Here is a 23,802-nt window from a genome sequence, read left to right on the forward strand (position 1 = left end):
GCTTGACGGGGCACCAGAGCCTACCGGGCTAGCTTCTTTAGCGACACGGCTGGATCAATAAGCTGGGCGGGATCTACCGTGAGATTGCGATCAATAATCCGTCGAGCAGCCCGAATAGCCATCGAGTCATTGAATGCTGCTGCGCCAGCAAGGTGGTTATCATTGGTGACCCGGAACGCCACAGCGGGTTTGCCGTCGGCGTCGGGGCGAAAATAGGTCTGCCCCGCGACGTTCATGTCCCCGGTTCCTTCCACGTGGACTCCATAGCGGTCGCTCCAGAACCACGAGGCAGATTCTGCAGGTGGCTCTTGACCCGCGATAGAATAGGCGGCAGCGCGGCCTTCCTGCACCGCAGAATCCCAGTGCTCATGGCGCCGCTCCAAGGTGCCATCCGCATTGCGCCTGCGGGCACAATCACCGACGGCCCAAACGTTGGGCACCGCAGTGCGCTGCTGGTGATCCACCAGCACACCGTTGTCGCAGTCGAGTCCTAACTCACGTGCCAGAGACTCATCCGGAATCAAGCCGATGGACAATAGCACCTTATCGACACTGATGTGTGCGTTTCCGCCTTCGGCACAATCGACAACAATGGTGTAACCAGACTCGTCCTTGTCCACGCTAGTGGTCATGCCCTGCACATAGTCCACACCGTGTGCACCATGCAGGGCGTGCAACCGGGTGGCAATATCCTCTCCAACCGCAGGGATCAGAGATACAGGCTGCGGTTCCACCAAGGTCACCTTCGCCCCAAGTGCATTGGCCTGTGCGGCAACTTCCGCACCAATAAGTCCCGCGCCAATGATGCCCAGGTGTAACCCCGGCCCCAGGCCCTCGGCCAAACGGATGGCATCAGCAAGCGTGCGCAACACCAGGGTATTGTCCTCGAAGCCTGGCGTTTGGCCGCGGCGGGCAGAACCACCTGTAGCCAGCACCAGATTCTCGTAAGCCAAGGTGGTGCCATCCTCAAGGCTAAGCTGCGCAACCTCGGCATCAACTCCAATTACCTTGCCGGTGATGACCTCCACGTGGTTATCCGTGTACCACGAGGCCGGAACGAAAAGCAGCTCCTCCGAGGTCTTTTCCCCAGCCAGCACTTCCTTTGACAGCGGCGGACGGTCATATGGCAAGCCCTCCGGGTCAATGATGGTGATAGCCACCTCAGGATCCAACTTCCGCAGCTCTTGAGCCACCGTGAAACCGCCGATGCCCCCTCCCACAATGGTGGTGCCTCCCGTCACGTTACTCACCTGCCCCTACAGCTGGTACGCCAGGGTAGAGCCAGATTTCCTCCCCGCGCAGCTCCACCTTGTGCGTTGGGGCGTCCTCAGTAGCCGGCATGCACAGTACCTTGCCACTGCACAGATCGAACTTGGCGGAGTGGAGCGGGCACTCCACTTCGCAGCCTTCAATCCAGCCGTCAGCCAAAGAAGCGGTCTCATGCGTGCACGTGTCATTGAGAGCATAAACCTCATCATCCTCGGTACGGAAGAGGGCAATTGGTTCCTCGTAGCCGGTCACCTCTTTGGTAACTACAATTGCCTCTTCCTGCTCGATATCATCGAGGACTGCGACCTTAATCGGTTGCGTCATGTGGACTCCTTATGGATCTGGGGTTTGGGTGATGGGAACTATTTGAACTCTTCATGCCAGGCTGGGGTATTCATCAGCTCCCGCCAGCGACGGTAGAGATTTCGCCCGGCTTCATCTGAGTACAACTCTGAGGTCTTGCCGGGGTAGCCTTCGCGCTCAGTAGCGCTGCCCAGGCCCATTTGATAGTTCAAGGTAGTGTTTTGCACCATGAACGCGTGGGCATTGGCCTGGCACTCCGACCAGTTTTCCCCGTCGTCTTGCTCAAAGACACCCGACGGTCCGAAAGTGCGCAAGTTATACAGGCGCTGGGCTCGGGCTACATCTTCTGGCATACTGCGGTCCAGCACAGTCCATGCCCAGACTTCCATCTTGTTGGGGCCCTTCGGGTGCCATACGCGAATAGAACCATTAACTGGCAGGTAGGAGAAGTTGGGGAAGACCGTTGCGTGACCATTGGTCAATGGCCCTGTGACCTGCTCTTCCGAGAGACGCTCGCGCAGGAAGTCGTAGTCGTAATACTCGTGAACCGGTTGGGCGTCAAAGCGGTTGCGGGGGTGCACGGGAAAACCTGCGCCATTGCCATGGGCATCGGAAAACTGCAAGCCCTTGCGCTCTGCAATCTCCTTCTTTGGGCCCTTTCCGGTGGGGGAGAGAATCATCAACGCCGAAGCATGGGACATAGTCACGTGGTACCAGTCGGTAGCAAACTGCTCTGCCGCCAACTTCCAGTTGCCTTCGAGCACCCACTTGGTTACCCCCTCCACCACATACGTGCCAGCCGGGTCACGGTCCATGAAGGCGTCGATGTACCAGCGCATATCACCCAAGGCGTCTTCCAGCGGCTCTGCGTTTTCATCCCAATTGGCGAAAACCAGACCCTTGTAGGACTCCACCCGCGGCACTCGCACCAGGCCCCATTCCTCGCGCTTGAAGGACTCGTCATAGTAGGTCTCATTCGGCACGGAGACCAGTTCTCCGTCAAGGTCATAGGCCCAGCCGTGATAAGTACAGGTGAAGTTCTTGGTACGGCCCAAGTCCGCGCGGCATACGCGCGCGCCACGGTGGCGGCAGCTGTTGAGCACAACATTGATCTCGCCCTTCTTGTTGCGCACCGCAATGACTGGGTCCTCACCCATGTAGGTTTGGAAGAAGTCTCCAGCCTTTTCAAATTGCGAGTCGTGGGCAATGAACAGCCAGGAGCGGGCAAAGATTCGCCGCTGTTCCTGGGCGTAAATCAATGGATCAGAAAAAATGCGGCGATCGATAAGTCCACCGTCGGGGTCTACCATCCCAGAAACGTCAAAGTTGGTGTCGAGTCCTTCGGGACGCGTTATCGTGTTCTTCCCGCGTGGGGCTTGCGCACAGCTCACTATGTACTCCATTCTCTTCGGCCTAAGGACCTGCAACTGTGTGAAGTGCAACGCATGGGGAACTTGTTGCACGTTTGTAATTGCACTCACACCGTCCGCATGCATAGCACTATTTCACACAACGCTAGGGTTAAGGCCACTGCGTTCCGCCTGCCGGAACACGCATGTCCCGACACGGAATATGTAGCGCTTAAGCAGGGGGTTTAGCCCTTAAATAGGTTGGTTTCTTCAAAACGCTCGACGTGGGACATCGGGTGCGCGGTCTCCCGTGACAAGAAAATTGCCAGGGAAGAAATAGCAAACGCACCGGTAATCACCCACGCCAACGGGGTCAAGCCAGACTCCACAGTCACCACCCTGTTGGCGATCAAGGGAGCCATTCCGGCACCCAAGATGGATGCCATTTGGAAGGTGATGCCTGAGCCGGTGTAGCGCAGCTCCGGGGAGAACTTCTCTGAAATGAAGGCACCAATGGGGCCATACTGCGCGGGTTGGACTACACCCACCATCAAGACCATGCCAATCCATACCTTGAGCGGTTCCCCTGTCCCAATTAACGCGAATACCGCCCAGATTCCCAGCACGGAGACGACACCACCGGCGAGCATAACCCGACGGCGCCCCAGCCGGTCTGAGAGTGCCGCCAGGGCCGGCATAACGAAGATGGCCATGACTGACCCCACCGTAATCATCATCAAAGCACTCGAGCGAGAAACGGGAGTTTCCATTGCGGCGGTCGACGCGACGATGTGCGGCACCATAAAGGAGCCCTGCGCTCCCTGAACAAACAGACCTCCGACACCGGCCAGGATGCCAAGCACTAGATCCTTCGGAGCTTCACGCAACATGCGTACAAGGGGGACGCCGGTGTGGACCTTGCCTGCCCTACGCGCCGCCTCAAATTCCGGCGACTCCTTGACGTGGGCGCGCATAAAAAGGCCAATGAGGACAATCACGAAGGACAGCAGGAAAGGCACCCGCCAACCCCAGTCGGTGGCAAAGTACTTTTCCGGGTTAGCAAAGCTCTCGCCGGAAATCGCGGCGAAGAGGGCTAGCACCAGAGTGGAGAGCACCGCACCCGCCGGGCCGCCGGCAATGGCTATCGATGCCCCCAGTCCCTTCTTGCCGTTGGCGGAATGCTCCATGGCCATCAGGGTGGCACCTGCCCACTCACCACCAATGGCCACGCCTTGGGTAATGCGCAGGATAACTAGGAGGATGGGAGCCGCAGAGCCGATAACCAATGACGAAGGCATAAGTCCGATTGCCAGCGAAACAAAGCCCATCATCATCAGGGTGACAATCAAGACGTTCTTGCGCCCGTACTTGTCGCCGAAGTGCCCAAAGGCCATGGAACCCAGCGGACGGGCCAAGTAACCCGTGAGCAAGATGACGAACGACAAGGTGGTGGCGAGTTTGTGGTCTATGCCGTCGAAAAACAGCTGCGGGAAGACCAGGCCAGCCGCCGCTGCATACAGCAGGAAGTCATAGTATTCAACAGTGGCGCCCAAGAAGGAGGACGCCAATGCAATCCGACGTTCCTTAGGATCTTTGGTTTGAGCGGGCAATTGTCCGGGGGTAGGAGTTGCCGCGGTAGTGGAAGTCATGGTGAAGGCCTCCAGTGCCTAGAAGGGGACCGGCGCTTAACGCGGGGTCCAGGTAACGGTGTGTGAATAGTGACGGACGTTTGCAGGCAGCAGCCGCCCGTAATGAAACTCGAATGGTTGTTGCCGGTAGAACTCGCGGCTGGCAACCCCGCGTACAGGAGAGACTGCGCTTCGGCCCGAATCGCCCCGATAGTCACTAGTCGCCATGCGCCCCAACCAATGGGCGTCATAGATCTGTTGGTCTGTCCAGCGCTCTAGCAGCATGAGGTGGTTGGGGAGTTCGACGTTTTCCATCCAGGCATAAAACTCGCAGCCTGGCTCTCGGCGGGTGTCCACTATCTCTTGGATAGTGAGAGCCCGCATATGCTCATTGGCGCCATAGGCACCTTGGATAAGGATGCTGACCGGACCCTGAGCGGGCCAATGGATAACTGAGCCCTCCCGGCCTGCAGGGCTCCATTTCCCGGCGTGCATCTCAAAGGTGCACTGCTGATAGAGTTCAGTGCTCCCGGTCTCCAGCAGGGTGCGAAAGGCCGGGTAGTCCACAAGTTCACGGATCAGGGTAGAAAAGCTGTGTTCATCTTGAGCCAGTAAGGTCACTGCGGTGACGTACTCGCCAGGAACCAGGCTGACATACTGTTCTGCTTGATGAATTCCTGCTCGCTGGCGAATAGCGCGGACATCGGAAAGCAATCCCTCCGGGGCAGTTTGGGCACTATGGATTGAGCGCAGCATCTATACCGCCTCCGAGTAGTCCACAATCCAGTCCGGACTCATGTGCTCTGGCTTGCCTTGGAAACGGCGAATGACAATCTCAACCAAGTATCCGCCCAGAGCGTCGAAAGTATCAAAGTAGCCAAACTCAGCCGCTCCGGCTCGTAGCGGAGAGCCCATGACAACGGGATAGCCCGCTGCGGTCATCGCCGAAGTGAGCTCTTCCCACTGCTGCTCTTGCGTGGTCATCCACGCGAAAATGTGGTGGATACCTGGGCCGCGGTGATCAAGGAACTCCCGGTTGTAATGGCAGCTGCCATACTTCATAGAGATAATCTCAAAGCCGAAGTCCTGGGCATGTGCCTGGGCAGTAAAGTAGCCCACCGGATCGGTGTTCCCGCGATACTGAGGGGCATCCAGGCGGCCCTCGCCGGACTCCCACGTCTTCATATCGAATGACTCCAGTCCGAAGATATCCCGGTAGTGGGGAAGGACCTCCATGACATCATCCACCAGCACACCAAAGTGGTAAATCCCCTGGGCCGGCAAAAGAGCGGTGTCTGCCGGGGCAGGTTCTGCAGCGGGAGCGTCTACGGGCACCATCTCCACGTAGAATCCACCCAACTGCTTGCGGGTATCCCACCACGTCCTGCACTGCCCGCCAATAGACGCACTGTACGCTGCGGTGATTCCCAGCTGGGCGAAGTGCTCTGCAGGGTCCCCGCCCTCGGCTGCTACCTGAATGAAGGTGATGCCCTCGCCCTTAGACAGCAGCTGTTCATTAAAAGGCGTCTCCCCACCGGTGGGCTGAATGAGCTCAAAGGTAACCGATTGAGCAGGATTACCGAAGGGACCGGGTGCGTCTTCCTGCGGCAGGGTTGTGCCTAGCGCACTGCGCCATGTGCCGGGGGTGCGCAAGGTGCGGCGGCCGTGAGAGGTGGCGTCGGCAGGAGCGGCATCAGCAAACTGCCAACTCTGAATGCCATAAATCTTGCCGTAGCTAGCCACCGCCTGGTCAAGGTCGCTGACCACCACGCCAATGCGTTTGAGTTGAGTGGTTCGCATAACAGTCCTCCTAGTAGAACAAGCTGAGGTTCTTAGTCAAAATGGTGGCTTGGTCGAAGCGGATTTCGCGTTCGAGCACCAGGTAGCCATAGCGTGACTGCGGGGCGGGAACTATGACATCGCGGCGTTCACCGGCAATAGTGTCCTGGTACCTCTCCCCACGTGAGCGGTAGATGAAGAAGTTCGAGCGGGCGTTGAAGTTACCGTCAGAACGTTGGTCCACGCGGATGTTCGTGACCAGATGGCGAGAACGTGACGGGGGTTCTTCAGCCCACGCCATGTGCGTATTGAGCCGGAAGACCCGCTGGGCCAAGAAGGCTTTGGATTCTTCGAAATACACAGAGGTCCCCCGAGGGTAGAACTCCTCCTTGCGCTCGCGGGCAACCCGGTTCTCCCGGACGGGAGCCCAATAGTCAACGTCATCGTGCATGCAGTCCAGCCAGTCTTCGAACAGCATGTTGTCTACAAGCTCGGCCTCGTCATAGAGAAAGCGGGAAATCTTGTGGGTATCTTCTAGCCCGGCTGGCCAAGCGGAGGTCTCCGTGGGTGCATCCGGGACGAGGGGTTCCAAAATCTCAGGCATGGTAATTCCTCTCTAAGAGTCTGCGGTGGGGAAGTAGGCGCCGTCGGACTGGGCGGCTGCTGCGGCGGTTTCGGGATCCATCACCCGGGTAAAGTCCCGCTTGTCTACCTCGGGGACGCCCTGGCGCATCTGCTTTAGTTCTTCCCAGCTGTGGCCTTCCATCAAGTCGCGGTAGAAGCCATACATATTCAACGCCGCGTTATCTGAGTAAACGTGCGCCGTGGACTGTCCGGGGTAGCCGTCATCGTCATAGACCACCGGTAGCCTGCGCATGTTGTAGGTAAAGCCGGTTTGGCGCGACTTAGCCCCACGCAGGATGTGCTGCATCTCCTCCCAGTTTTCTGCATCATCCTGCTCAAACATGCCACCCGGGGAGAAGGTCCGCATAATGTCCACGCGGATGGCCTCTTTGACCTCCTCCGGCGCGTCCTTGGGCACAAAAGCCCAGGACCAAATCTCCATCTCCTCTGGTCCGCGGGGATGGGTGACGCGGAAGGTGTAGTTACCCAACATCATGAAGTTGGGGAAAACGTTCATGTGCCCGCGGACCTCGCGGAACTCTCCCAGACGCTGTTCAATCTTGTCGCGCACGGAGTTTTCCCAATCCACCAGCGCGGGGGCTGTGTTGGGGATTTCCTCACCGCGTTTGCCAAAGAACGCGCCACCGTGTCCATAGGGGCTAAGGAACTGGCGGCCTTCCGGCACTTTCTTGCGTCCTGACTTGCGGTCAAAGGTGTCAGAGCCGGAAGCCAGAGCTTCCACGGCAGACACGTGGGAGATCTCCGAGTGCTGCATATCAGAGGTCGGCTGCTCTACGTTGAACTTCCAATTCGCTGGCAGCACCCACTTGTGGACCGCAATAGCTTCCATTCCGCCTTCATAGCGGTCTAGATAGCCGTCCAAGTAGTACTTTGCGTTGCCCAAGTACTCCTCTAAGGGCGGGATGGTCTCATCCCACGATCCAAAGATGAACCCCTTGTAGTTTTCAATCCTCGGAACCTTGATTGCAGAGAGCTTGGACTTATCTATGCCCTCTGGGTAAGCATTGGACTCGTGCGGAAAGGAGACCAAGTTGCCTTCCAAGTCATAGGCCCAACCATGGAAGGAACACATAAAAGACTTGGCGCGACCGCGGTCAGCACGGCAGATGCGCATACCGCGGTGGCGGCATTGGTTGAGAAATGCTTTGACTGCGCCGGACTTCTGCCGTACGACGATGACGGGGTCCTCGCCAATGTAGGTCTGGATATATGACCCCTGCTTGGGCAGCATGGACTCGTGGGCCAGGAAGACCCAGGTCCGCTGCCAGACGTTTTCCAGTTCTTGCTCATAGATTTGCTGGTCTGCGAAGATCGCGCCGCTGACGAAGCCGCCAACTGGATCGATCATCTCCGAGATTCGACTCATCATTACCCTCCACTGTGATATGCACCATTCTGGTGTTGGGGAGTAACTTACGTGACCTCAAAGCTGCAATAGAACCCTGTTCCAATGGTTGGCACAAAGCCAGCTCAAGGTGGTGTTTCTATTCCACCTGTTGCCCTGTTTGTGCGAAAGCAGCACCTTGCGCCGTGGTCTGTATGGTCACATAATCGCCCACCATACTGATCCAAAAATCAACCAAACCCCGCCGCTCAAGGAGCAGCAGGGCTTCATCAGTGGTTATCAAATCCATACCCAACTCCTCAGCCACGACATGGTGGGAGGTAACGGGTTCATTCCCGGCAACGTAAGCCAGGATGCGGGTTGCTTCTGCGCCATAAGACATGCCTCTAGCGTATAAGGCTAAAGCCTGCGCGCGCAGCGAATTAGACGCGAGTAGCCAGCCAGGAGGTAATGACCTGATTGAACTCCTCCGCGCGCTCAACCTGGGACCAGTGGCCGCACTGCGAGAAAATGTGGGCGTCAGCATTGGGCACCGTATTCAAGAGGTCCCAGGTACGGGAGACGGGAATAACCTTGTCATTGGTGCCGTGGATCAACAAGACTGGAATGTCGAGTTCGGCCAGCTTGTCAAAGTCCAGGGGGAGGGCATAGCGGTCACGGTCACGGGCCGCGACTACCTCTTTGAGGCGCGAGGAGGCCGTGTCATTGAGCGCGGACTGGTAGCGCAGCTGCACCAGTTCATCCGTAATCAAGGACTTGTCTACCACGAACAGCTCGAGGGTTTCGCGGATGCCCTCTTCGGTCAGTGTCGGGTTGGAGTGCCCCTTTAGAGCCTTGGTGAGCTTAGCTCCGCCGGTACCCATGGAGACAATTCCCAAAAGACGCTCCGGGAAATCAATAGCGAACTGGAAGGCCAGCCAACCGCCCAGGGAGTTACCGACAATCCAGACCTTCTCGATGCCCAGGGCATCGAGAACCCGCACGGCATGGCGCACCCATTCTTTGATGCCGTATTCGGTACCCGGTGCAGTAATGGACTGCCCATAGCCGATGGAGTCAATTGCAATACATCGATAGTCCTGCGCGATCTGCGGCAGATTGTTCCACCAGTTAGCAGCGGCAGTTACTCCAGTACCGGAGCCGTGTAGGAAGAGGATGGGTGCGCCTTCACCCAGGTCGTGATAGTGCGTGAGCTCCCCAGGAGCGGTTTCGATCCACTTGTCTTCGAGCCCGAAGAACTCGTCCGTGGTGTAATCAGGAATTTGCATTTCGGTCATGCACCCTTACCTTATCTACCGCCCGAGGTTCCGTCCGGCGCGTTCCACTCCGTGGCACAAAGTAGTGTAATTCGGAACTCTTTTCAGATACTGGTTCCACTCATGCAGGAAGGTTGGCAATGAACACTACACCTCGAGGAGCGATTGACAAAGCATTCGACCTCCTCAATGCGTTTGGTAGCGACGGCTCAACAGGCGTGGGCGTGTCTGAACTGGCCCGGCGCGCAAATCTCTCAAAGTCCACCGCGTTCCGCCTCCTGGCCACTCTGGTGGCTAATGGGGCAGTGGAAAAAGCGGGAGACCTATATAGGATTGGGCCGCTGTTCTTCAATCTGACGCGAACAGAAAACGATGTCGACCATAGCGACATCAGGGAGATCCTCACGCCCTTCTTGTCCTCCATTTTTGAGCGCACCCGCCAGACGTGCCACCTGGGATACGTGGTGGGCACTGACGTCTTCTACGCCAATAAGCTGTTCTCTTTGCGTTCGGTGCAAGCCCCCTCACGAATAGGAGGGAGGGTGCCTGCATTTTGCACCGGAGTAGGCAAGGCCATCATTGCCTGGGATGAGGGAAAAATTGACGCCGTCATCGCTGCGGGGCTTCCCCAGTGGACTCCCTATACCATCACGGACCCGGATGACTTGCGGGCCGTGTTGGCCACGGTGCGTGAAGATGGCGTGGCCTATGACCGGCAGGAGATCAGTTTGGGCCTCAACTGCGTGGCTGCCCCCATATTTGACCATGGGCACGTGCCGGTAGCAGCCATTTCGGTTTCTGGACCGTGCGTGGACTTCAAGCCGGAGGAGTATAAGGACGTGGTCAAGAAGGTCGCCGCTGCAGCGTCGCGTGCGTATATTAACCTGCGCAAGTAGACGTGCCAACGAGAGCACGGCTGCTTGGCAGCAGTGCTCCCACCAAAGGGCCCAGCAGCACAGCAGACGCAATAGTGGCCTCGCGTACTACGTCGAAGCTATGTAGAACGCCCACGGAAAGAACGAGCGCCACAAAGACGCATCCCAGGTCAAAGCGCAGCTTCACCTTCGCGAAGGGAAGCTGCAGTTTTTGGGATACGGCAGAGACAAAGCCCTCGCCGGGTAAGAATAGGAGCTGGCTGGCCGCGAGCAAAGATACTCCCCAAGCCAAGATGACTATGCCCAATACAACCAAGCCACAACTGGCCAGATAGCTATCCGGTCTCAGGCCGGATAGTAGCCACATCCACACGTCCAACATGGGTGCCGCACACAACAGGGCAGGCAACTGCAACCACCCGGACTTAGGGAAAGCAGGGCGCAACATCACGTACTGCGCCACGATGAGGAAAAGGTTCAGAACGAAGGTCCAGCCACCGAAAGACAATCCGCCTATGAGCGTAACGGCCCAGACCGGGGAGGACACCGGGGCGGTGCCCAATTGGCTCAGAGTGAGAAGTGCTGTACCGGCCATCATGATGACAATGCCGCACACGGAAAACCCGGCACGGCGCGTCAGGCTAGCTTCCGGAATCCGCCCCATCATGCTTACCCTCGGATTCCACGCGCCTACTGCTGGCCCCGAAGCGCCAGCGCTACTTCAATAATCATGTCTTCCTGCCCGCCCACGTAACCGCGGCGGCCAACCTCCGCAAGGATGTCCGCGGTAGGGACCCCGTAGCGCTCCTCAGCGTTCATTGCATGGAAAAGGAAAGAATTATAGACACCCCACTGTCCCTGCACAATGGACCCGCGGTCCATGCGGGGCAGGCGCGGCGCGATGGGCTTCAGGACATCTTCCGCCGCGTCCTGGACTGCCTTGACGTCAACGTCGCCAAAGTCAAATCCTTTGCGTTCGAAGACGGTGGCTAGCACTTCCAATGGAGCGTTGCCTGCGCCGGCGCCCAGGCCGTAGAGCGAGCCATCAATCTGGGTTGCACCGTTTTGGACTGCCAGTACGGAGTTAGCCACGCCATAGCCCAGGTTCATGTGCGCGTGGAAGCCCACCTGGGCATCGGCACCGATTTCCTCGTAGAGAGCCCTCACGCGCTGCGCCGCCTGCTCGTCTACCAAGTAGCCAGCGGAGTCCACCACGAAGACACACTGGCAACCGGCATCGACCATGATTCGAGCCTGCTGTGCCAACTGCGTCGGTTCCAGTCGGTGCGAGAGCATCAAAAAACCTGCGGTTTCAAAGCCGATTTCGCGTGCCTTCTGGAAGTGATTGATAGAGACATCGGCTTCAGAGCAGTGCGTGGCTACTCGCATAATGCGCGCACCTCGGTTCCATGCCTCCTCCATGTCATGTTCAGAGCCCACTCCAGGCAGGCACAGCGCCGCAATTGTGGCGTTCTTGGCCTCCTGCGCTGCAGCCTCAATAAGGTCCATATCAAAGGTTCTGGAGAAGCCGTAGTTGAACGTAGAACCACCGATGCCGTCCCCGTGCGACACTTCGATCATCTCTATGCCGGCATCGTCTAGCGCCCGCACTAATTGCCGTACCTCCTGCTCGGTGTACTGGTGGCGCATGGCATGGGAGCCGTCTCGCAGGGTTGTGTCGTTCAGACGAATTTTGGTCATGGTTGTCCTTAAGCGTCCAGGAGCTCCGCCATTTTATCGGCAGTAGCCACAGCAGCGGAAGTAATAATGTCCAGGTTTCCTGCATATTCGGGCAGGAAGTCAGCAGCGCCCTTTACCTCGATGAGGGCAGTGACACGGCCCCAGCCGTTCCACTCCTCGCGGGCCTCTTCAAACTGCGGCTCGGAGGTCAGGCGGTACCCCGGCACATAAGATTGAACCGTCTCTACAGCCTTGGCGATGGAAGCCCGGACCTGGTCCTGCAGGGGGCCGGGTGTGGCGGCATCGGCAGGCAAAGAGCAGTACACTGTGTTGCGCATGAGCATTGGAGGCTCCACAGGGTTGAGAATAATGATCGCCTTGCCGCGCTTTGCACCGCCAATCTTCTCCAGGGCGCGGGACGTGGTCTCGCAGAACTCATCAATGTTGGCGCGCGTTCCTGGACCTGCGGACTTAGAGGAAATAGACGCCACAATCTCGGCGTACTCCACCTCTACTACATCAGTAACAGCCCGCACAATTGGAGTAGTAGCCTGGCCGCCACACGTAATCATGTTGACATTGGTGGCACCGTCCAAACCATCCATATTCACAGCGGGGCACAGGTAGGGGCCAACAGCTGCCGGGGTGAGATCGATTGCGCGGATCCCTGCTTGCTCGTAGAGCGGCGCATTGACTGCGTGTACCGGTGCGGCGGTGGCTTCAAAGACCAGATCCGGCAGTGGGTCCTGCTGCAGTAGCCACTCAACGCCTTCTGCCGATGCCGCAATACCCTTCTCGCGTGCCCGCTTGATGCCTTCAGACTCGACAACACCAACCATGTACAGCAGTTCAATGTTCTTCGAGTGGTTCAGCAGCTTAAGCATCAAGTCGGTACCGATATTGCCTGGCCCGACGATAGCTGCCGTGAGCTTCTTCGTCATGTTTTTCCTTTATTGAGTCTTTAGATGAAAGAGGTTTCTAAGCTGCCGTATATTCCGTAATCCACAACCAGCTTGCTTCCGACCGCTACCGGGGCGGCGCCGCAGAAGCTTCCAGTGAGAACCACCTGTCCCGCCTTGAGCGGTACGCCCATGGTGCCCAAGACATTGGCCAGCCACTCCAATGGCTTGAGCGGGTGGCCCATTACCGCCGAACCCGAACCGCGGCCTACTTCCGCACCATCGAGGTACATGACGGCTGGAACGTCCTCGAGATCCTCAAGTGCAATAGATGCCGGGCGCGGGTCCACAATCACCGCACCGCAAGAAGCGTTATCCGCGATGGTGTCTGCCAAAGTGATATCCCAGTCCCGCACTCGAGAGTCAATCAACTCGACAGCTAAGTGCACAGACTCGATGGCCCCCAGCACATCATCGAAACTCGCTCCTTGCCCTAGGTCCTTGCTCAGCTTAAAAGCCAACTCTGGTTCCACCTTCGGGGCAATGAACCGGTCCACCGGAATCTGCTCGCCTGGCGCAAAGGAGAGCCTGTCCGTAAAGAAACCAAAGTCCGGCGAGTCCACCCCCAGTTGCTGCTGCATGGCCACCGACGTCAGGCCAATCTTCCGGCCAATTACCGTGTGCCCGGCAGCTACGAAAGCGCGCTCTTGCTCCTGTTGGATGGCATAGGCGTCTTCAACGGTGAGATTCGCCAGGGTATCACGTGGCGGGCTAACTGGCTTCTTAGACGCGTAAGCCGCATACAAGGCTTGGGCTACCGCAGATAATTCTGTAGCAGAGGGCATGAGAGGATCTCCGAACTTATGGGGTGGGTGATTACTTAGCGATGGTCATACCGAAACCAGCAACAAACTCCGGGATCGGCGCATAAAATTCAAAGTTCACGCTGTAGCCATTATTCACAGTGTGCAGCGCAGAAAACGCCGCCACCCAAGTGCGAACCTCGTGGGAAGAATGCCCGGCATCCGCGTCCATCTGATCCGCGGTGTACTTGTCGAATACGGTTGGGTCCGCCGCAGCACAATCCGCCAGGAACTGCTTATCCCATTCTGGGTTGATGTCCTGGATCATCTCCTTGCCCAGGTTCTCCTTGCCGGCAGCAATCACCCGGGCTTCACGGGCATCGCGTGACTCCTGGTCCGGGTGACCGTGCAGCAGCATGTCCTTTTGGGCATCGGTAGCAGTCGCCCACTGCGGCAGTGGTGGATCATGGGAGAGACCACCCGAGGCAATCATCAAAATCTTCTTGTCATGTGCGGCAGCGTATTCCTTCGCCCATGCCCCTACGGCTTGACCAATCTTGCGCACCCGCTCCATCTCCACGAATGGGCGTGCCACACCGTTGATGAAAATCGGGATCACCGGTTTCGCATCCAACTCCCCGAAGAGGATTTCAAGAGGCTGGGCACCGCCGTGATCCAGCAGCATCTCGCGGGAAATGGCAACATCAATTCCTTGCGAAATTACGTATTGGGCAAGCTCGGAGGCTGCCTCCTCCGGAACGTTCAGCGGACCCGCTGTGGTCTTGTAATCACCCATGGACTCGGCCGAATAGCCGATGCAATAGGGCGGCATGAGGTTGTAGAAGAAGCCATTGAAGTGGTCCGGAGTAAAGACAATAACCAAATCCGGGTCATAATCCTTGGCGTATTCCTTCAAGGTAGCGAAAGCCTCATTGAGTTTCACTTCAATTTGAGGGGCAGGGTCATTGATTCCCAACAACGGGCTGTGGGACATCGTGATAAGCTCAACGCTCATTTTCTCTCTCCAGGGTGGTCTTTCCCCACCGCCTGAGGGCAGTGGCCATTAACACATTCACACCCTAGTGTTAGCGAGAGCCCTACGGCAGAACCGTTCCGGCTACCGGAACGGTAGCCGATAATCCCTTACCCCCACATTTTTTAATGGTTCCAGAAACACAAACCCTGCGCAATCCACGCCAGGTCCTCTTCTGACGCGTCAAATCACGCAGCCAAGGACCCGGCCCGCTACTCTAGACCTCGAGGGGAGCTAGAAAGTTCGCCACTTCCTAATGTACGGGAACCTCCTCGCATAGTTCCTGGCAGTTCACTTTCGCGCCTTTCTAGATACCTCTGGCCAGACAACCTCCAGCAGACTCGCAAAAAATTCGCTCGTCGCTGTAATTTCCGCCAAATCTGTTTGGTCAACCTCGCGCATAGTACTGTTCACAAGGCGCGCCTGCTCAATCCAGTACCCTTCCTGAATTGAATGTTTCTCAGCTGCGGCGGCACGTCGCAAAAAACCAGACTTCAGCCATGAAGCCACCTCACACATGGCGTCAAAGGCAGCGAACTCAATCTTAGGAACAGTCGGCTTGGTCATCTTCAATACTCTAGCAGCACAAACAGCCAATAGGCTACCCCCAAATCACCGCACACGCAGGAATTGACCATGGCTTCAAATGACTCAGCCTCTCACCTCCCAACCCCCAATGTTTCACGTGAAACCACCCCAAACCCCCGGCCACCCAAACCCCGACTCGCACCCCGCCAGCACGTGAGCTACCAGCCACAACATGGCGGCGTGTGGCATTAGGCGGGTGGGTGCGAAATTGGCTGGCTGGTTGTCTAATATGGTCCTAATGAGTCAGGACCATCGCCTCCACCAGTCTTCCACTTTTGCTCATGCTCCTTATCTGCGCGGTCTGCCGCATTTGACGGTGAGCAACTCTACGCATTCCATTGCGTTGGATATCCCGCCGCTGGCGGCGGAGCACCCGCTGGAGGAGCCGCTGTGGCAGGTCATCGCCACGCGCTTGGACGGCAGCGCCCACACGCGCCGCTTCTTCGTGCCCACCGGTGAAGATGAGGCGTTGCTGGTGGCACTGCCGGAGCCCTTCACACAGCTGCGTGTGCAGCTATTGGATGGGGAGGAACCCACGGGTGAGGTGTGCTTTGGTGGGGAAGAGGGGGGCATCGGCAAGCTGCCGCTCCTGCTGGTGGACGCTGCAGGGCGCCTGCACAATCCGCAGGCCGGCCTGTACCCGGCGCCCTACCGCCTGTTTAGCCCGCAGGGGGCCAGTGCGCAGCTTGCCGATGCCCCCGTGCTGCGCAACGCCCATGCCCACGGCCAATGGGGCGGCTGGGACATTGCCACCCTGGACCTGACGGGCGCGGCGCCGGGGCAGCTGCGCGTTAGCGTGCCGCGGCATGGGGCGGTGACGTGGGAGGTAACCGCGGCGCCAGAGTTCGAGTGGGATGCGGACAAAAAGACGCTGCCGAATGCCCGCGGCCTGGACCACCGGCCGGTTTTTGTGCAGTCGCCAACGCTGCGGATTAATGCCACGGAAGGGCAGTGGAGCACCCAATTGGTCTATGTTCCGGTGGGCGGGGAGCCAGAGCTGATTTCCGAAGAGGACGTCGAGCCCGGCGAGCTTGAGGTCTTTCCTGCGGACGCCTATGAGGACCCCTGGGTGGGCCGCTATGAGTTCACGGTGTTCCGTGACGGCGAGGAGCTAGATTCCCGCGTGTTTTCCATCGCGGAGGCGCTGCATATGCGCGCGAAGAATGAGGGCCCGCGTGGCACCGGCTTCCGGTTTATTGATGCCGCAGGGCAGCTGTCGCCGTTTAGCTACACGCTGGCCTCAGCGCCGGGGAAGCAGATTGTTTTTGAGAAGGGCACGCGGACCTTCGGGGCGGATGAGACCTACCGGGTGGAGACCGTGAGCAGCGAGGCCGGCTATAGCCTGGACTTTGTGGTGCTGCCGGCCACGCTGCGCAGCCGCGTCAAGCGCACGGGCGCCGAACCCGTGGAGTACTTTGATAAGCAGCTTATCTATGCTGACCAGCTGGACATTGACGCCAACTTTGTGGTCCATGCGCCCAAGGCGTTGCCGATGGCCAAGTTTGTGGCCATCGATAAGCGCGCCAAAATCAAGGACCTGGCCACCACGCACGGGGACACCGCGGCGCACCACAGCGTCTCAGTATCCAATCGCACGCTGCGCGCGGCGCTCAAGCGCCAGTCCACGCTAGAGCTCTACCTGTTATGGTCTACCTTGTCCTACGAGGACTACCTGGACAGCCTTTCGCCCGCAGAGCTGGCCACGCATCAGGCGCAGCCGCCGCAGCGCCGGGTGATTGAGTATGAGGCATCCGCGTCCCGGGACCTCATCTACGCCGCGCTGGCGACCATCAAGCGCACCCCGCTGGTGTTCCGCGCGGTGCTGGAAGAGGGCACCATTACCGTGGAGCAGTCCGGCGAGGAGGACCTGGACCTGTTGGGCTGGGCGTGGCCGCTGGCCCAGCCTGCCAGCACGCCGGTGCCGCTGGAGCCCGTCGAGGGCGGCTTTGCCTTCCCGGAGGAGCTCGCCGGCCAAGGGCCCCTGATTCTGGATTTGCGGGAGGATGAGTACCTCTCTGATCTGCTGGCCCCTGCCCGCCCGGCCCCCAGTGCCCTGGTGATGAGCGTGCCCGACGAGTCTGCCGATGCCGCCGAGGGCTCCGAGCCTGCCGATGCCTCCCTGGCCGATGTCTGGCAGGAGTACGTGGCGTTGCGGACCGCGGCGCACTACGGGCGGGATGCCCCGCTGCGTCAGGCCTTCAAGGCCGTGATTGAGCGCCTGCACCAGGAACCGGGCGAGGCCGTGGAGGCGCTGGTGCGCCTGGAGACCACCCCGCCGCTGCGCCCTGCAGGCAAGGTGCTCGCGCTAGTGCAAACACAGCTTATTGCGCAGCCGTGGGACGCGCCCATTGAGGGATCTCCAGAACTGGAGGCCGCTGCCGCCACCGGCGTGGATGGGGTTACCCGCCCGCTGATTCTTATGCAGGCTACTAGTGATGTGCCCACGCCGCCTAGTTCTGCCGTGTGCGATGAGGCCGCCCGTGTGGCCGCGCTGCGCGAATGCTTCGACCGGGACGCGGACTTCTTCCGTCTGGGGTCCATCAGCCATTTGCAGCAAAATGCGCAGCGCCTGCAGGTAGATCTGGGTGCAGTGGGTCTGGATACTTCCGTGGCCCACACGCTCCTGGCGTTGAATGCCTTCGCGGGTAGCGATACCCCCTTCGTCGCTGCGGCGTCCATGCCGTATATCTCCTATGTCTACTCGCTGGCCTTCCGTGCGGTAGCCAACGGCCTGATCCAGGCACCCGATGTGCTGGCGCTTTTGAATGAGGACCAGCAGAAGATTGCCGATGTAGCCGAACTAGCCCCGCGGCTGTTCGCCTATGATCTGCGCGTGGCTGAAGCCCTGTGCCAGCACCGCTTGCGCAACCGCTAACAGCAGGGGCTTTTGTTATCGATTGAGCTTGATGATGAGTTCTGTTCGATTAGACACGTTCATCTTGCGGTAAATCGATGTAAGAAGTCTCTTGATGTTCGCGGTGGAGTAGTGGAGCTGTTGTGCAATCTGTTGCGTATTCAGGCCATGGCTAACATGGCGGACTACCCGCAATTCGGCTTCGGAGAGATTCTTCGCTGATGGTGGGGGAGCTAGTGTCCGATTAACCAGCCTGCTTACGCATTGCGGCGAAAGGGCTGTACCTCCCTCGAGGGCATCGAATACTGCAGAGACATACTCAGATGGCTGACCTCCTTTGACAACGTAGCCGCTGGCCCCACCGGCTAGTGCCTCGATCATGGACTCATCGGTATCGAAGCCTGTCATCGCGATAAAAGAAGGTGATGGCGATATTTCGCGGGAACGACGGAGCAGTTCAAATCCGTCAAGATCGGGCATTCGGAGAGCCGAAAGGATGACGTCGCAGGAGTTGTACTGGAGCCAGTTTATCGCGGCACGTCCAGAAGCAGCTGAACCGACCACATTTATCCTCGAGTGCCGGGTCAAGCAATCCGTGAGGTACTCCAACAGCCTTGGATCGTCGTCAACAATTAGAAGTCGGGCCTGAATCACTGTGATACGCCTCCTCTCGCTTGTTCGCCGCTGTGCGCCCCATTATCCCTTATCTAGCTCATACACCTTCAGGCCTCCGCTACGCGTCAAAAAGGCCTAATGGTCAAAATGTGTTGTTTTTCGGCGTGTCGTCTTAATGGTCAGAATGTGTTGGTGGGGGTTAGTGGATGGTGCCTTTCCTGATTCCCATACTGTGGTTGTAGTCAGCGTCGATGGCGTTGTCGAGGAGTGCGGGCCGCCCGTCGTCGTGACCGTTGGCGGTTTGGCGCTCGTGGTGGGCAAGGATCGTGGCTTTGGCGGTTGCGTCCTTGCCCCAATTTTGTTCTCTGGCGATGTCTACGGGGTCGCGTGGGTGTTGTGTGTGGGTGTAGAGCCACCAGTCGCAGGCGATGCGTTGATGTTCATCTCTGAGGCCTCTGTGGGCGTGCAGGAGGCTTTTTATCGGGGAGTTGATGCCACCTTCTAGGCTGTTGGTGGTGCTTTTATAGGCGATGGTGCCCTGCTTTTCGGTCAGGTAGGTAAACAAGTGACCGGCCTTGGAAAGTCGCACCAGCTGCATGTAGGCGGCTCGGTGGGTGTAGTGGGTGTACCACCACCTTTTGTTATGGCGCTTCGATTTCGGGATCTGCTCAAGCGGGGTGTCTTTGACGTAGCTTTTCTCATTGAGCTGCGTGTTGAAGGTTTGACCGAACTTCTGCAGCTTTATCGTCCAGTCGGCGGCCTGGTCGAGATCGTCTATGTGCAGTAGCTCTAGGGATAGTCGGCGTAGTGCCTTGCCCATTGCTGATGTGGGATGAAGACCTGTAGCGGTTTGGATATTTCGTTTGACGTGGACGAGGCAGCGTTGGATTTTGGTCTCAGGCCAGGTGTTTCGGATGGCTTTTGCTGAGCCTTTATGGCCATCTGTCGTTGCAATCAGTGGCGGGGCAATAGTGTCGAGTAATCGGCCGTAGGCCCAGGAATCTTCGGTGTATCCCCAGAACCATGAGATGACATGGTCGCAGTCGGCTAGGACAAGCAGGCATTTTGTGTTGAAGTATGTCCCATCGATAAAGACCTGGTCATAGACCCGGTGGGGGTCTGCTGGCATTGGTGGTTGCACGTACCAGAAGGTAGCGAAGCGGCGTTGGAGTGTCGACACGCTCACCTTGTGTATCTTGGCCAGCGTGTTTAGTGAAATTCCGCTGGTGAGCCAGTCAACGAAGACTCTAAACCACATCGCTTGGCCGGCGTCGTCGTGGCAACGGGTAAAGGTGTGCCCGCACTCCTTGCAGCGCCAACGCTGGCGGCTACTCGTAGTCGTTCCATGCTTGATACTTCGCCCGGCGCACACCGGACATGGGGGATGTTTAGTACTCATCCCCTCATCGTCTACGCCCCCATATCACACTTGGCCGGTGGCCTGTGGGATTTCAGTGCATTGACCGCTCATTTACCCCAGAACAGTAAATCATTCCTAATACCACCAGCACGGAGCACAGAAACAGACAAATTCACCAACACATTTTGACCATTAGCCCGTCAAAAAGAACCGTCAGTGTGCTGCCTCCCTTCTTCATCCTTCTGTGGGCCTACAACTGCCATTATGAAGACGATGGTAGAAGCGATCAACATGACGCCTGCAGCCCCTAGAAACCCGCTCGGGGTGATAACGTCGAAGACCAGGAGCACTGTTGCAGCTGCGGCGATTCCGAGAGGAATCAGAGATCGTGATTTTGGAACGTGCATCTTATTTACTCCCGCAACGTGCCAAACTTAGAGTGTTCCCGGCAAACTTCTGAATTGGTGGTGAGTAAGCCATGGTTTCTCCTTATCTGCGACTTCGCTTTGAGCCAACTGGCCCCATCTGCATGGAACAAGGAAAACCGGGAAGAGTAGACGTTGGTCTACTCTATTGACAATCCGCCCCGAACTTCTAGAGAATCTGCTATTCCACAATGTGTTGGGGCACGTGGCTGAAGTCCTATGCCAGCACCGGCTGCGTAACCGCTAACAGCGCAGGGCTGGCAACAAAAGGGCCGTGGTTTCACGTGAAACCACGGCCTTTTTCTCTTGGATGAACAGTGCGGGCTACGGCCGCATCTTCTGCGCCGCCAGGCGGCGCTACTGCAAGAGCGTACGGTCGGAGGTCGCGCCCTTGATCTTGGCAAACTCGGCCATGAGGTCCTCGACTTGCAAGCGGGACTTGGTAGGGGCATCGGCAGAGTAGATAATCCTGCCCTCGTGCATCATGATCAGGCGGTTGCCCACCCGCAGGGCCTGGGCCATATTGTGGGTGACCATCAGGGTGGTCAGGTTGCCCTCGGCGACAATGCGCTGGGTCAGGTCGGTCACCAGCTCGGCGCGCTGGGGGTCCAAAGCGGCGGTGTGCTCATCCAGCAACATGACCTTGGGGCGGGTAAACCCGGCCATCAGCAGCGACAGGGCCTGGCGCTGGCCGCCGGAAAGCAGTCCCACGCGGGCAGACAGGCGATCCTCCAGACCCAGCTCCAGCTTGGCCAGCTCCTCACGGAAGAGCTCACGGCGCTTCGAGTTGAGACCCAGTTTCAGGCCCCGCGGCTTGCCGCGCAGATAGGCCAGAGAGAGGTTTTCCTCAATGGTCAGGTGAGGGGCGGTGCCAGCCATCGGGTCCTGGAAGACGCGGCCCACCACGCGGGCACGGGTGTGCTCGCCCTGGCGGGTAACGTCGCGGCCATCAATAGAGATGCTGCCTTGGTCCACTGGCAGGCGCCCGGCCACGGAATTGAGCAGGGTGGACTTGCCCGCGCCGTTGGAGCCGATGATGGTCACAAAGTCCCCGGGGGCAAGCTCCAGGTCGATGTCCACCAGGGCACGGCGCTCATTGACGGTGCCGGGGAAGAAGGTCTTGAATACTCCAGAAATCTTAAGCACGAGCACCCTTTCGCTTCAGCAGATTGCCGCTGCCACCCAGACGGGGTAGCAGCAGGGCGGCCACCACCAGCAGGGCGCTAATCAGCTTCATGTCATTCGGGTTCAGGCCCACGGACAAGGCGGCGAAAATGATCAGGCGGTAGACCACCGCGCCGATAGCCACGGAGCCAACCACCAGCCACATGTTGCGCTGGGGCAGCAGTGCCTGACCCACGATGACGGAAGCCAAACCCACCAGGATCAGGCCAATGCCCATGGAAATATCCGCAAAGCCTTGGTACTGGGCCACCAGGGCACCCGCCAAGCCCACGAAGCCGTTGGACAAGGCCAGGGTGAGCATCTTAGTGGCATCGGTAGACACGCCAAAGGAGGTGATCATCTGTTCATTATCTCCCGTGGCGCGCAGGCTCAGGCCCAGGTCGGTAGACAGGAACCACACCACCACGGCCACCACAATTGCTGCCGATGCCGCCAGGAGCCCCACGCCCGCCCAGGTCCCCATCAGGTCCAGCACGGGGTCAAAGACGCTGGACGTGGACAGCAGCGGAATGTTGGCGCTGCCCATGATGCGCAGGTTGATGGACCACAGGGCGATCATGGTCAAGATGCCGGCCAGCAGCCCATTGATGCCGCCCTTGGTGTGCAGCAAGCCGGTGACCAGACCGGCTACGCAGCCCGCCGCAAAGCCGGCCACGCTGGCAGCGAAGGGATTGACATCGTTGGAGATCAACACCGCGGCAGTGGCGGCTCCGGTGGTAAAGGAGCCGTCCACCGTCAGATCCGGAAAGTCCAGCACGCGGAAGGTCAGATAAACGCCAATGGCCAATACCGCGTAGATAAGGCCTAGTTCCAGCGCGCCGATCATACGGTTTCAGCCTGCTCCAGGATCTCAGCGGGAATCTCAACGCCCTGAGCCTTCGCGGCTTCCTTATTTACCACGTAGGTGAACTCATTGGCGGTCTCCACCGGGGTGGTGGCCGGGTCTGCGCCCTCGCGCAGGATCTTCAGGGCCATCTGGCCCGTCTGGCGGCCCAGGGCCTCGTAGTCGATGCCCAGGGTGGCTACCGCGCCGCCCTCCACAGTGCCGGCCTCAGCGCCGATGACCGGGATCTTCTTCTCATTTGCCACCTTGACCAGGGAGGCGATGCCGGAGACCACCATGTTGTCAGTAGGGACGTAGATGGTGTCCACCGCTCCCAGCGCTTGGGCAGCCTGCGGGATCTCATTAACGGAGGTGACAGTCTGAGTCTTGACCTCCAGGCCCAGGCCGGAGGCAACCTTCTTCAGCTCGTCCACCTGCACCTGCGAGTTGACCTCACCGGAGGCGTAGACAACGCCGATGCTCTTGGCGTTCGGCACCAGCTGGCGCAGCAGCTTGACCTGCTCCTCGATGGGGGCGATGTCGGAGGTGCCGGTGACGTTGCCACCGGGGGCATCGTTAGAGGCCACCAGCTCGGCCGCCACGGCATCGGTGACGGCGGTGAACAGCACCGGGGTGTCCTTGACAGTCTTGGCCATAGCCTGGGCTGCCGGGGTGGCGATGGCCAGGTTGAGGTCGTGCTTCTTGCCAGCCAGCTGCTGGGCGATGGACAGGGCAGTAGACTGCTCGCCGTTGGCGTTCTGCTCGTCCCACTCTACGTTTACGCCAGCTTCCTCGAAGGCTTCCTTGAAGCCCTCTGCGGCAGCATCCAAAGCGGGGTGCTGGACCAGCTGGTTGATGCCAATGGAGTAGGACTCGCCGTCCTTGCCACCCTGGGTGGAATCTGTGGAGCCGGAGTCGCTGGAGCAGCCTGCGAGCAGGAGGGCGGAGGCGCCGATGAGCGCCAGAGCCTTACGGGGACGGGAAAGAATCTTCATTATGTCGACTTTCTTGTAGTGGAAGAAATGTTTGATGTGACCGGTAATTTACCTGCTGGCCGGTAGAAATGCCGCATTTGGGGGTCCTAAAGG

23 protein-coding genes are annotated in these 23,802 nt (G+C 58.7%); 2 read left to right on the forward strand and 21 right to left on the reverse strand.

Annotation, left to right across the window (positions count from 1 at the left end):
- Positions 1 to 20: 20 nt before the first annotated feature.
- The 10 genes from G7Y31_RS11580 to G7Y31_RS11625 form a co-directional block, all read right to left on the reverse strand.
- Positions 21 to 1,250, reverse strand: a complete 1,230-nt coding sequence (locus tag G7Y31_RS11580; RefSeq protein ID WP_165009964.1) for an NAD(P)/FAD-dependent oxidoreductase — start codon at positions 1,248 to 1,250, stop codon at positions 21 to 23.
- A complete protein-coding gene (locus tag G7Y31_RS11585) occupies positions 1,243 to 1,593 on the reverse strand; it encodes a non-heme iron oxygenase ferredoxin subunit (RefSeq protein ID WP_165009967.1) in 351 nt (116 codons plus the stop codon). Before G7Y31_RS11585 ends, G7Y31_RS11580 begins: the two co-directional genes overlap by 8 nt.
- 38 nt (positions 1,594 to 1,631) lie before the next feature.
- Complete coding sequence (locus G7Y31_RS11590) at positions 1,632 to 2,963, reverse strand: aromatic ring-hydroxylating dioxygenase subunit alpha (RefSeq protein ID WP_244977401.1); 1,332 nt, start codon at positions 2,961 to 2,963, stop codon at positions 1,632 to 1,634.
- 203 nt (positions 2,964 to 3,166) lie between these two features.
- On the reverse strand, positions 3,167 to 4,570 hold the full coding sequence (locus tag G7Y31_RS11595; protein ID WP_165009971.1) for an MFS transporter: 1,404 nt from the start codon (positions 4,568 to 4,570) through the stop codon (positions 3,167 to 3,169).
- Positions 4,571 to 4,606: 36 nt separating this feature from the next.
- Positions 4,607 to 5,305, reverse strand: a complete 699-nt coding sequence (locus G7Y31_RS11600) for a putative quinol monooxygenase (RefSeq protein WP_165009973.1) — start codon at positions 5,303 to 5,305, stop codon at positions 4,607 to 4,609.
- Positions 5,306 to 6,349 (reverse strand): VOC family protein, encoded by a 1,044-nt coding sequence (locus tag G7Y31_RS11605; RefSeq protein ID WP_165009975.1) that lies wholly within the window; start codon positions 6,347 to 6,349, stop codon positions 5,306 to 5,308.
- A 10-nt stretch (positions 6,350 to 6,359) separates the two neighbouring features.
- Positions 6,360 to 6,932 (reverse strand): aromatic-ring-hydroxylating dioxygenase subunit beta, encoded by a 573-nt coding sequence (locus tag G7Y31_RS11610; protein ID WP_165009977.1) that lies wholly within the window; start codon positions 6,930 to 6,932, stop codon positions 6,360 to 6,362.
- Positions 6,933 to 6,944: 12 nt separating this feature from the next.
- The gene (locus G7Y31_RS11615; protein WP_165009979.1) at positions 6,945 to 8,342 is read right to left on the reverse strand and encodes an aromatic ring-hydroxylating oxygenase subunit alpha; all 1,398 of its coding nucleotides are present in this window, start codon (positions 8,340 to 8,342) and stop codon (positions 6,945 to 6,947) included.
- A 115-nt stretch (positions 8,343 to 8,457) separates the two neighbouring features.
- Positions 8,458 to 8,700: a hypothetical protein gene (locus G7Y31_RS11620; protein ID WP_165009981.1), complete on the reverse strand. Its 243-nt coding sequence runs from the start codon at positions 8,698 to 8,700 to the stop codon at positions 8,458 to 8,460.
- 40 nt (positions 8,701 to 8,740) lie between these two features.
- The gene (locus tag G7Y31_RS11625; RefSeq protein WP_165009983.1) at positions 8,741 to 9,595 is read right to left on the reverse strand and encodes an alpha/beta fold hydrolase; all 855 of its coding nucleotides are present in this window, start codon (positions 9,593 to 9,595) and stop codon (positions 8,741 to 8,743) included.
- Positions 9,596 to 9,714: 119 nt separating this feature from the next.
- Here G7Y31_RS11625 and G7Y31_RS11630 point away from each other — a divergent pair, with 119 nt between their 5' ends.
- Positions 9,715 to 10,470: an IclR family transcriptional regulator gene (locus tag G7Y31_RS11630; protein WP_165009985.1), complete on the forward strand. Its 756-nt coding sequence runs from the start codon at positions 9,715 to 9,717 to the stop codon at positions 10,468 to 10,470.
- On the opposite strand, the gene G7Y31_RS11635 is transcribed toward G7Y31_RS11630, so the two are convergent.
- The 6 genes from G7Y31_RS11635 to G7Y31_RS11660 all read right to left on the reverse strand — a co-directional run bounded on the left by G7Y31_RS11635 (position 10,454) and on the right by G7Y31_RS11660 (position 15,431).
- The gene (locus G7Y31_RS11635) at positions 10,454 to 11,116 is read right to left on the reverse strand and encodes a YczE/YyaS/YitT family protein (RefSeq protein WP_165009987.1); all 663 of its coding nucleotides are present in this window, start codon (positions 11,114 to 11,116) and stop codon (positions 10,454 to 10,456) included. The two genes, G7Y31_RS11630 and G7Y31_RS11635, sit on opposite strands and share 17 nt — an antisense overlap.
- A gap of 23 nt (positions 11,117 to 11,139) precedes the next feature.
- Positions 11,140 to 12,150 (reverse strand): 4-hydroxy-2-oxovalerate aldolase, encoded by a 1,011-nt coding sequence (dmpG, locus tag G7Y31_RS11640; RefSeq protein WP_165009989.1) that lies wholly within the window; start codon positions 12,148 to 12,150, stop codon positions 11,140 to 11,142.
- An 8-nt stretch (positions 12,151 to 12,158) separates the two neighbouring features.
- A complete protein-coding gene (locus tag G7Y31_RS11645) occupies positions 12,159 to 13,070 on the reverse strand; it encodes an acetaldehyde dehydrogenase (acetylating) (RefSeq protein WP_165009991.1) in 912 nt (303 codons plus the stop codon).
- A 20-nt stretch (positions 13,071 to 13,090) separates the two neighbouring features.
- Positions 13,091 to 13,873: a 2-keto-4-pentenoate hydratase gene (locus G7Y31_RS11650; RefSeq protein WP_165009993.1), complete on the reverse strand. Its 783-nt coding sequence runs from the start codon at positions 13,871 to 13,873 to the stop codon at positions 13,091 to 13,093.
- A gap of 31 nt (positions 13,874 to 13,904) precedes the next feature.
- Positions 13,905 to 14,846 (reverse strand): 3-carboxyethylcatechol 2,3-dioxygenase, encoded by a 942-nt coding sequence (locus G7Y31_RS11655; RefSeq protein WP_165009995.1) that lies wholly within the window; start codon positions 14,844 to 14,846, stop codon positions 13,905 to 13,907.
- Between the two features lie 309 nt (positions 14,847 to 15,155).
- On the reverse strand, positions 15,156 to 15,431 hold the full coding sequence (locus G7Y31_RS11660; protein ID WP_165009997.1) for a hypothetical protein: 276 nt from the start codon (positions 15,429 to 15,431) through the stop codon (positions 15,156 to 15,158).
- A gap of 259 nt (positions 15,432 to 15,690) precedes the next feature.
- Between G7Y31_RS11660 and G7Y31_RS11665 the strand changes: the two genes are divergently transcribed.
- Complete coding sequence (locus G7Y31_RS11665; RefSeq protein WP_165009999.1) at positions 15,691 to 18,327, forward strand: hypothetical protein; 2,637 nt, start codon at positions 15,691 to 15,693, stop codon at positions 18,325 to 18,327.
- Positions 18,328 to 18,342: 15 nt separating this feature from the next.
- On the opposite strand, the gene G7Y31_RS11670 is transcribed toward G7Y31_RS11665, so the two are convergent.
- The 5 genes from G7Y31_RS11670 to G7Y31_RS11690 form a co-directional block, all read right to left on the reverse strand.
- The gene (locus tag G7Y31_RS11670) at positions 18,343 to 18,960 is read right to left on the reverse strand and encodes a response regulator transcription factor (protein ID WP_165010001.1); all 618 of its coding nucleotides are present in this window, start codon (positions 18,958 to 18,960) and stop codon (positions 18,343 to 18,345) included.
- 160 nt (positions 18,961 to 19,120) lie between these two features.
- Positions 19,121 to 20,320 (reverse strand): IS1249 family transposase, encoded by a 1,200-nt coding sequence (locus G7Y31_RS11675; RefSeq protein ID WP_196823576.1) that lies wholly within the window; start codon positions 20,318 to 20,320, stop codon positions 19,121 to 19,123.
- 743 nt (positions 20,321 to 21,063) lie between these two features.
- Complete coding sequence (locus G7Y31_RS11680) at positions 21,064 to 21,852, reverse strand: ABC transporter ATP-binding protein (RefSeq protein WP_165009371.1); 789 nt, start codon at positions 21,850 to 21,852, stop codon at positions 21,064 to 21,066.
- Entirely contained in the window at positions 21,845 to 22,717 is an 873-nt protein-coding gene (locus G7Y31_RS11685) for an ABC transporter permease (RefSeq protein WP_165009369.1), read from the reverse strand. Before G7Y31_RS11685 ends, G7Y31_RS11680 begins: the two co-directional genes overlap by 8 nt.
- Positions 22,714 to 23,709 carry an ABC transporter substrate-binding protein gene (locus tag G7Y31_RS11690; RefSeq protein WP_165009367.1) on the reverse strand — a complete coding sequence of 332 codons (996 nt, stop codon included), beginning with the start codon at positions 23,707 to 23,709 and terminating at the stop codon, positions 22,714 to 22,716. Before G7Y31_RS11690 ends, G7Y31_RS11685 begins: the two co-directional genes overlap by 4 nt.
- Between the last annotated feature and the right edge of the window lie 93 nt (positions 23,710 to 23,802).

Origin of the sequence: Corynebacterium lizhenjunii (assembly GCF_011038655.2) — a bacterium.
Classification (GTDB): Bacteria; Actinomycetota; Actinomycetes; order Mycobacteriales; family Mycobacteriaceae; genus Corynebacterium; species Corynebacterium lizhenjunii.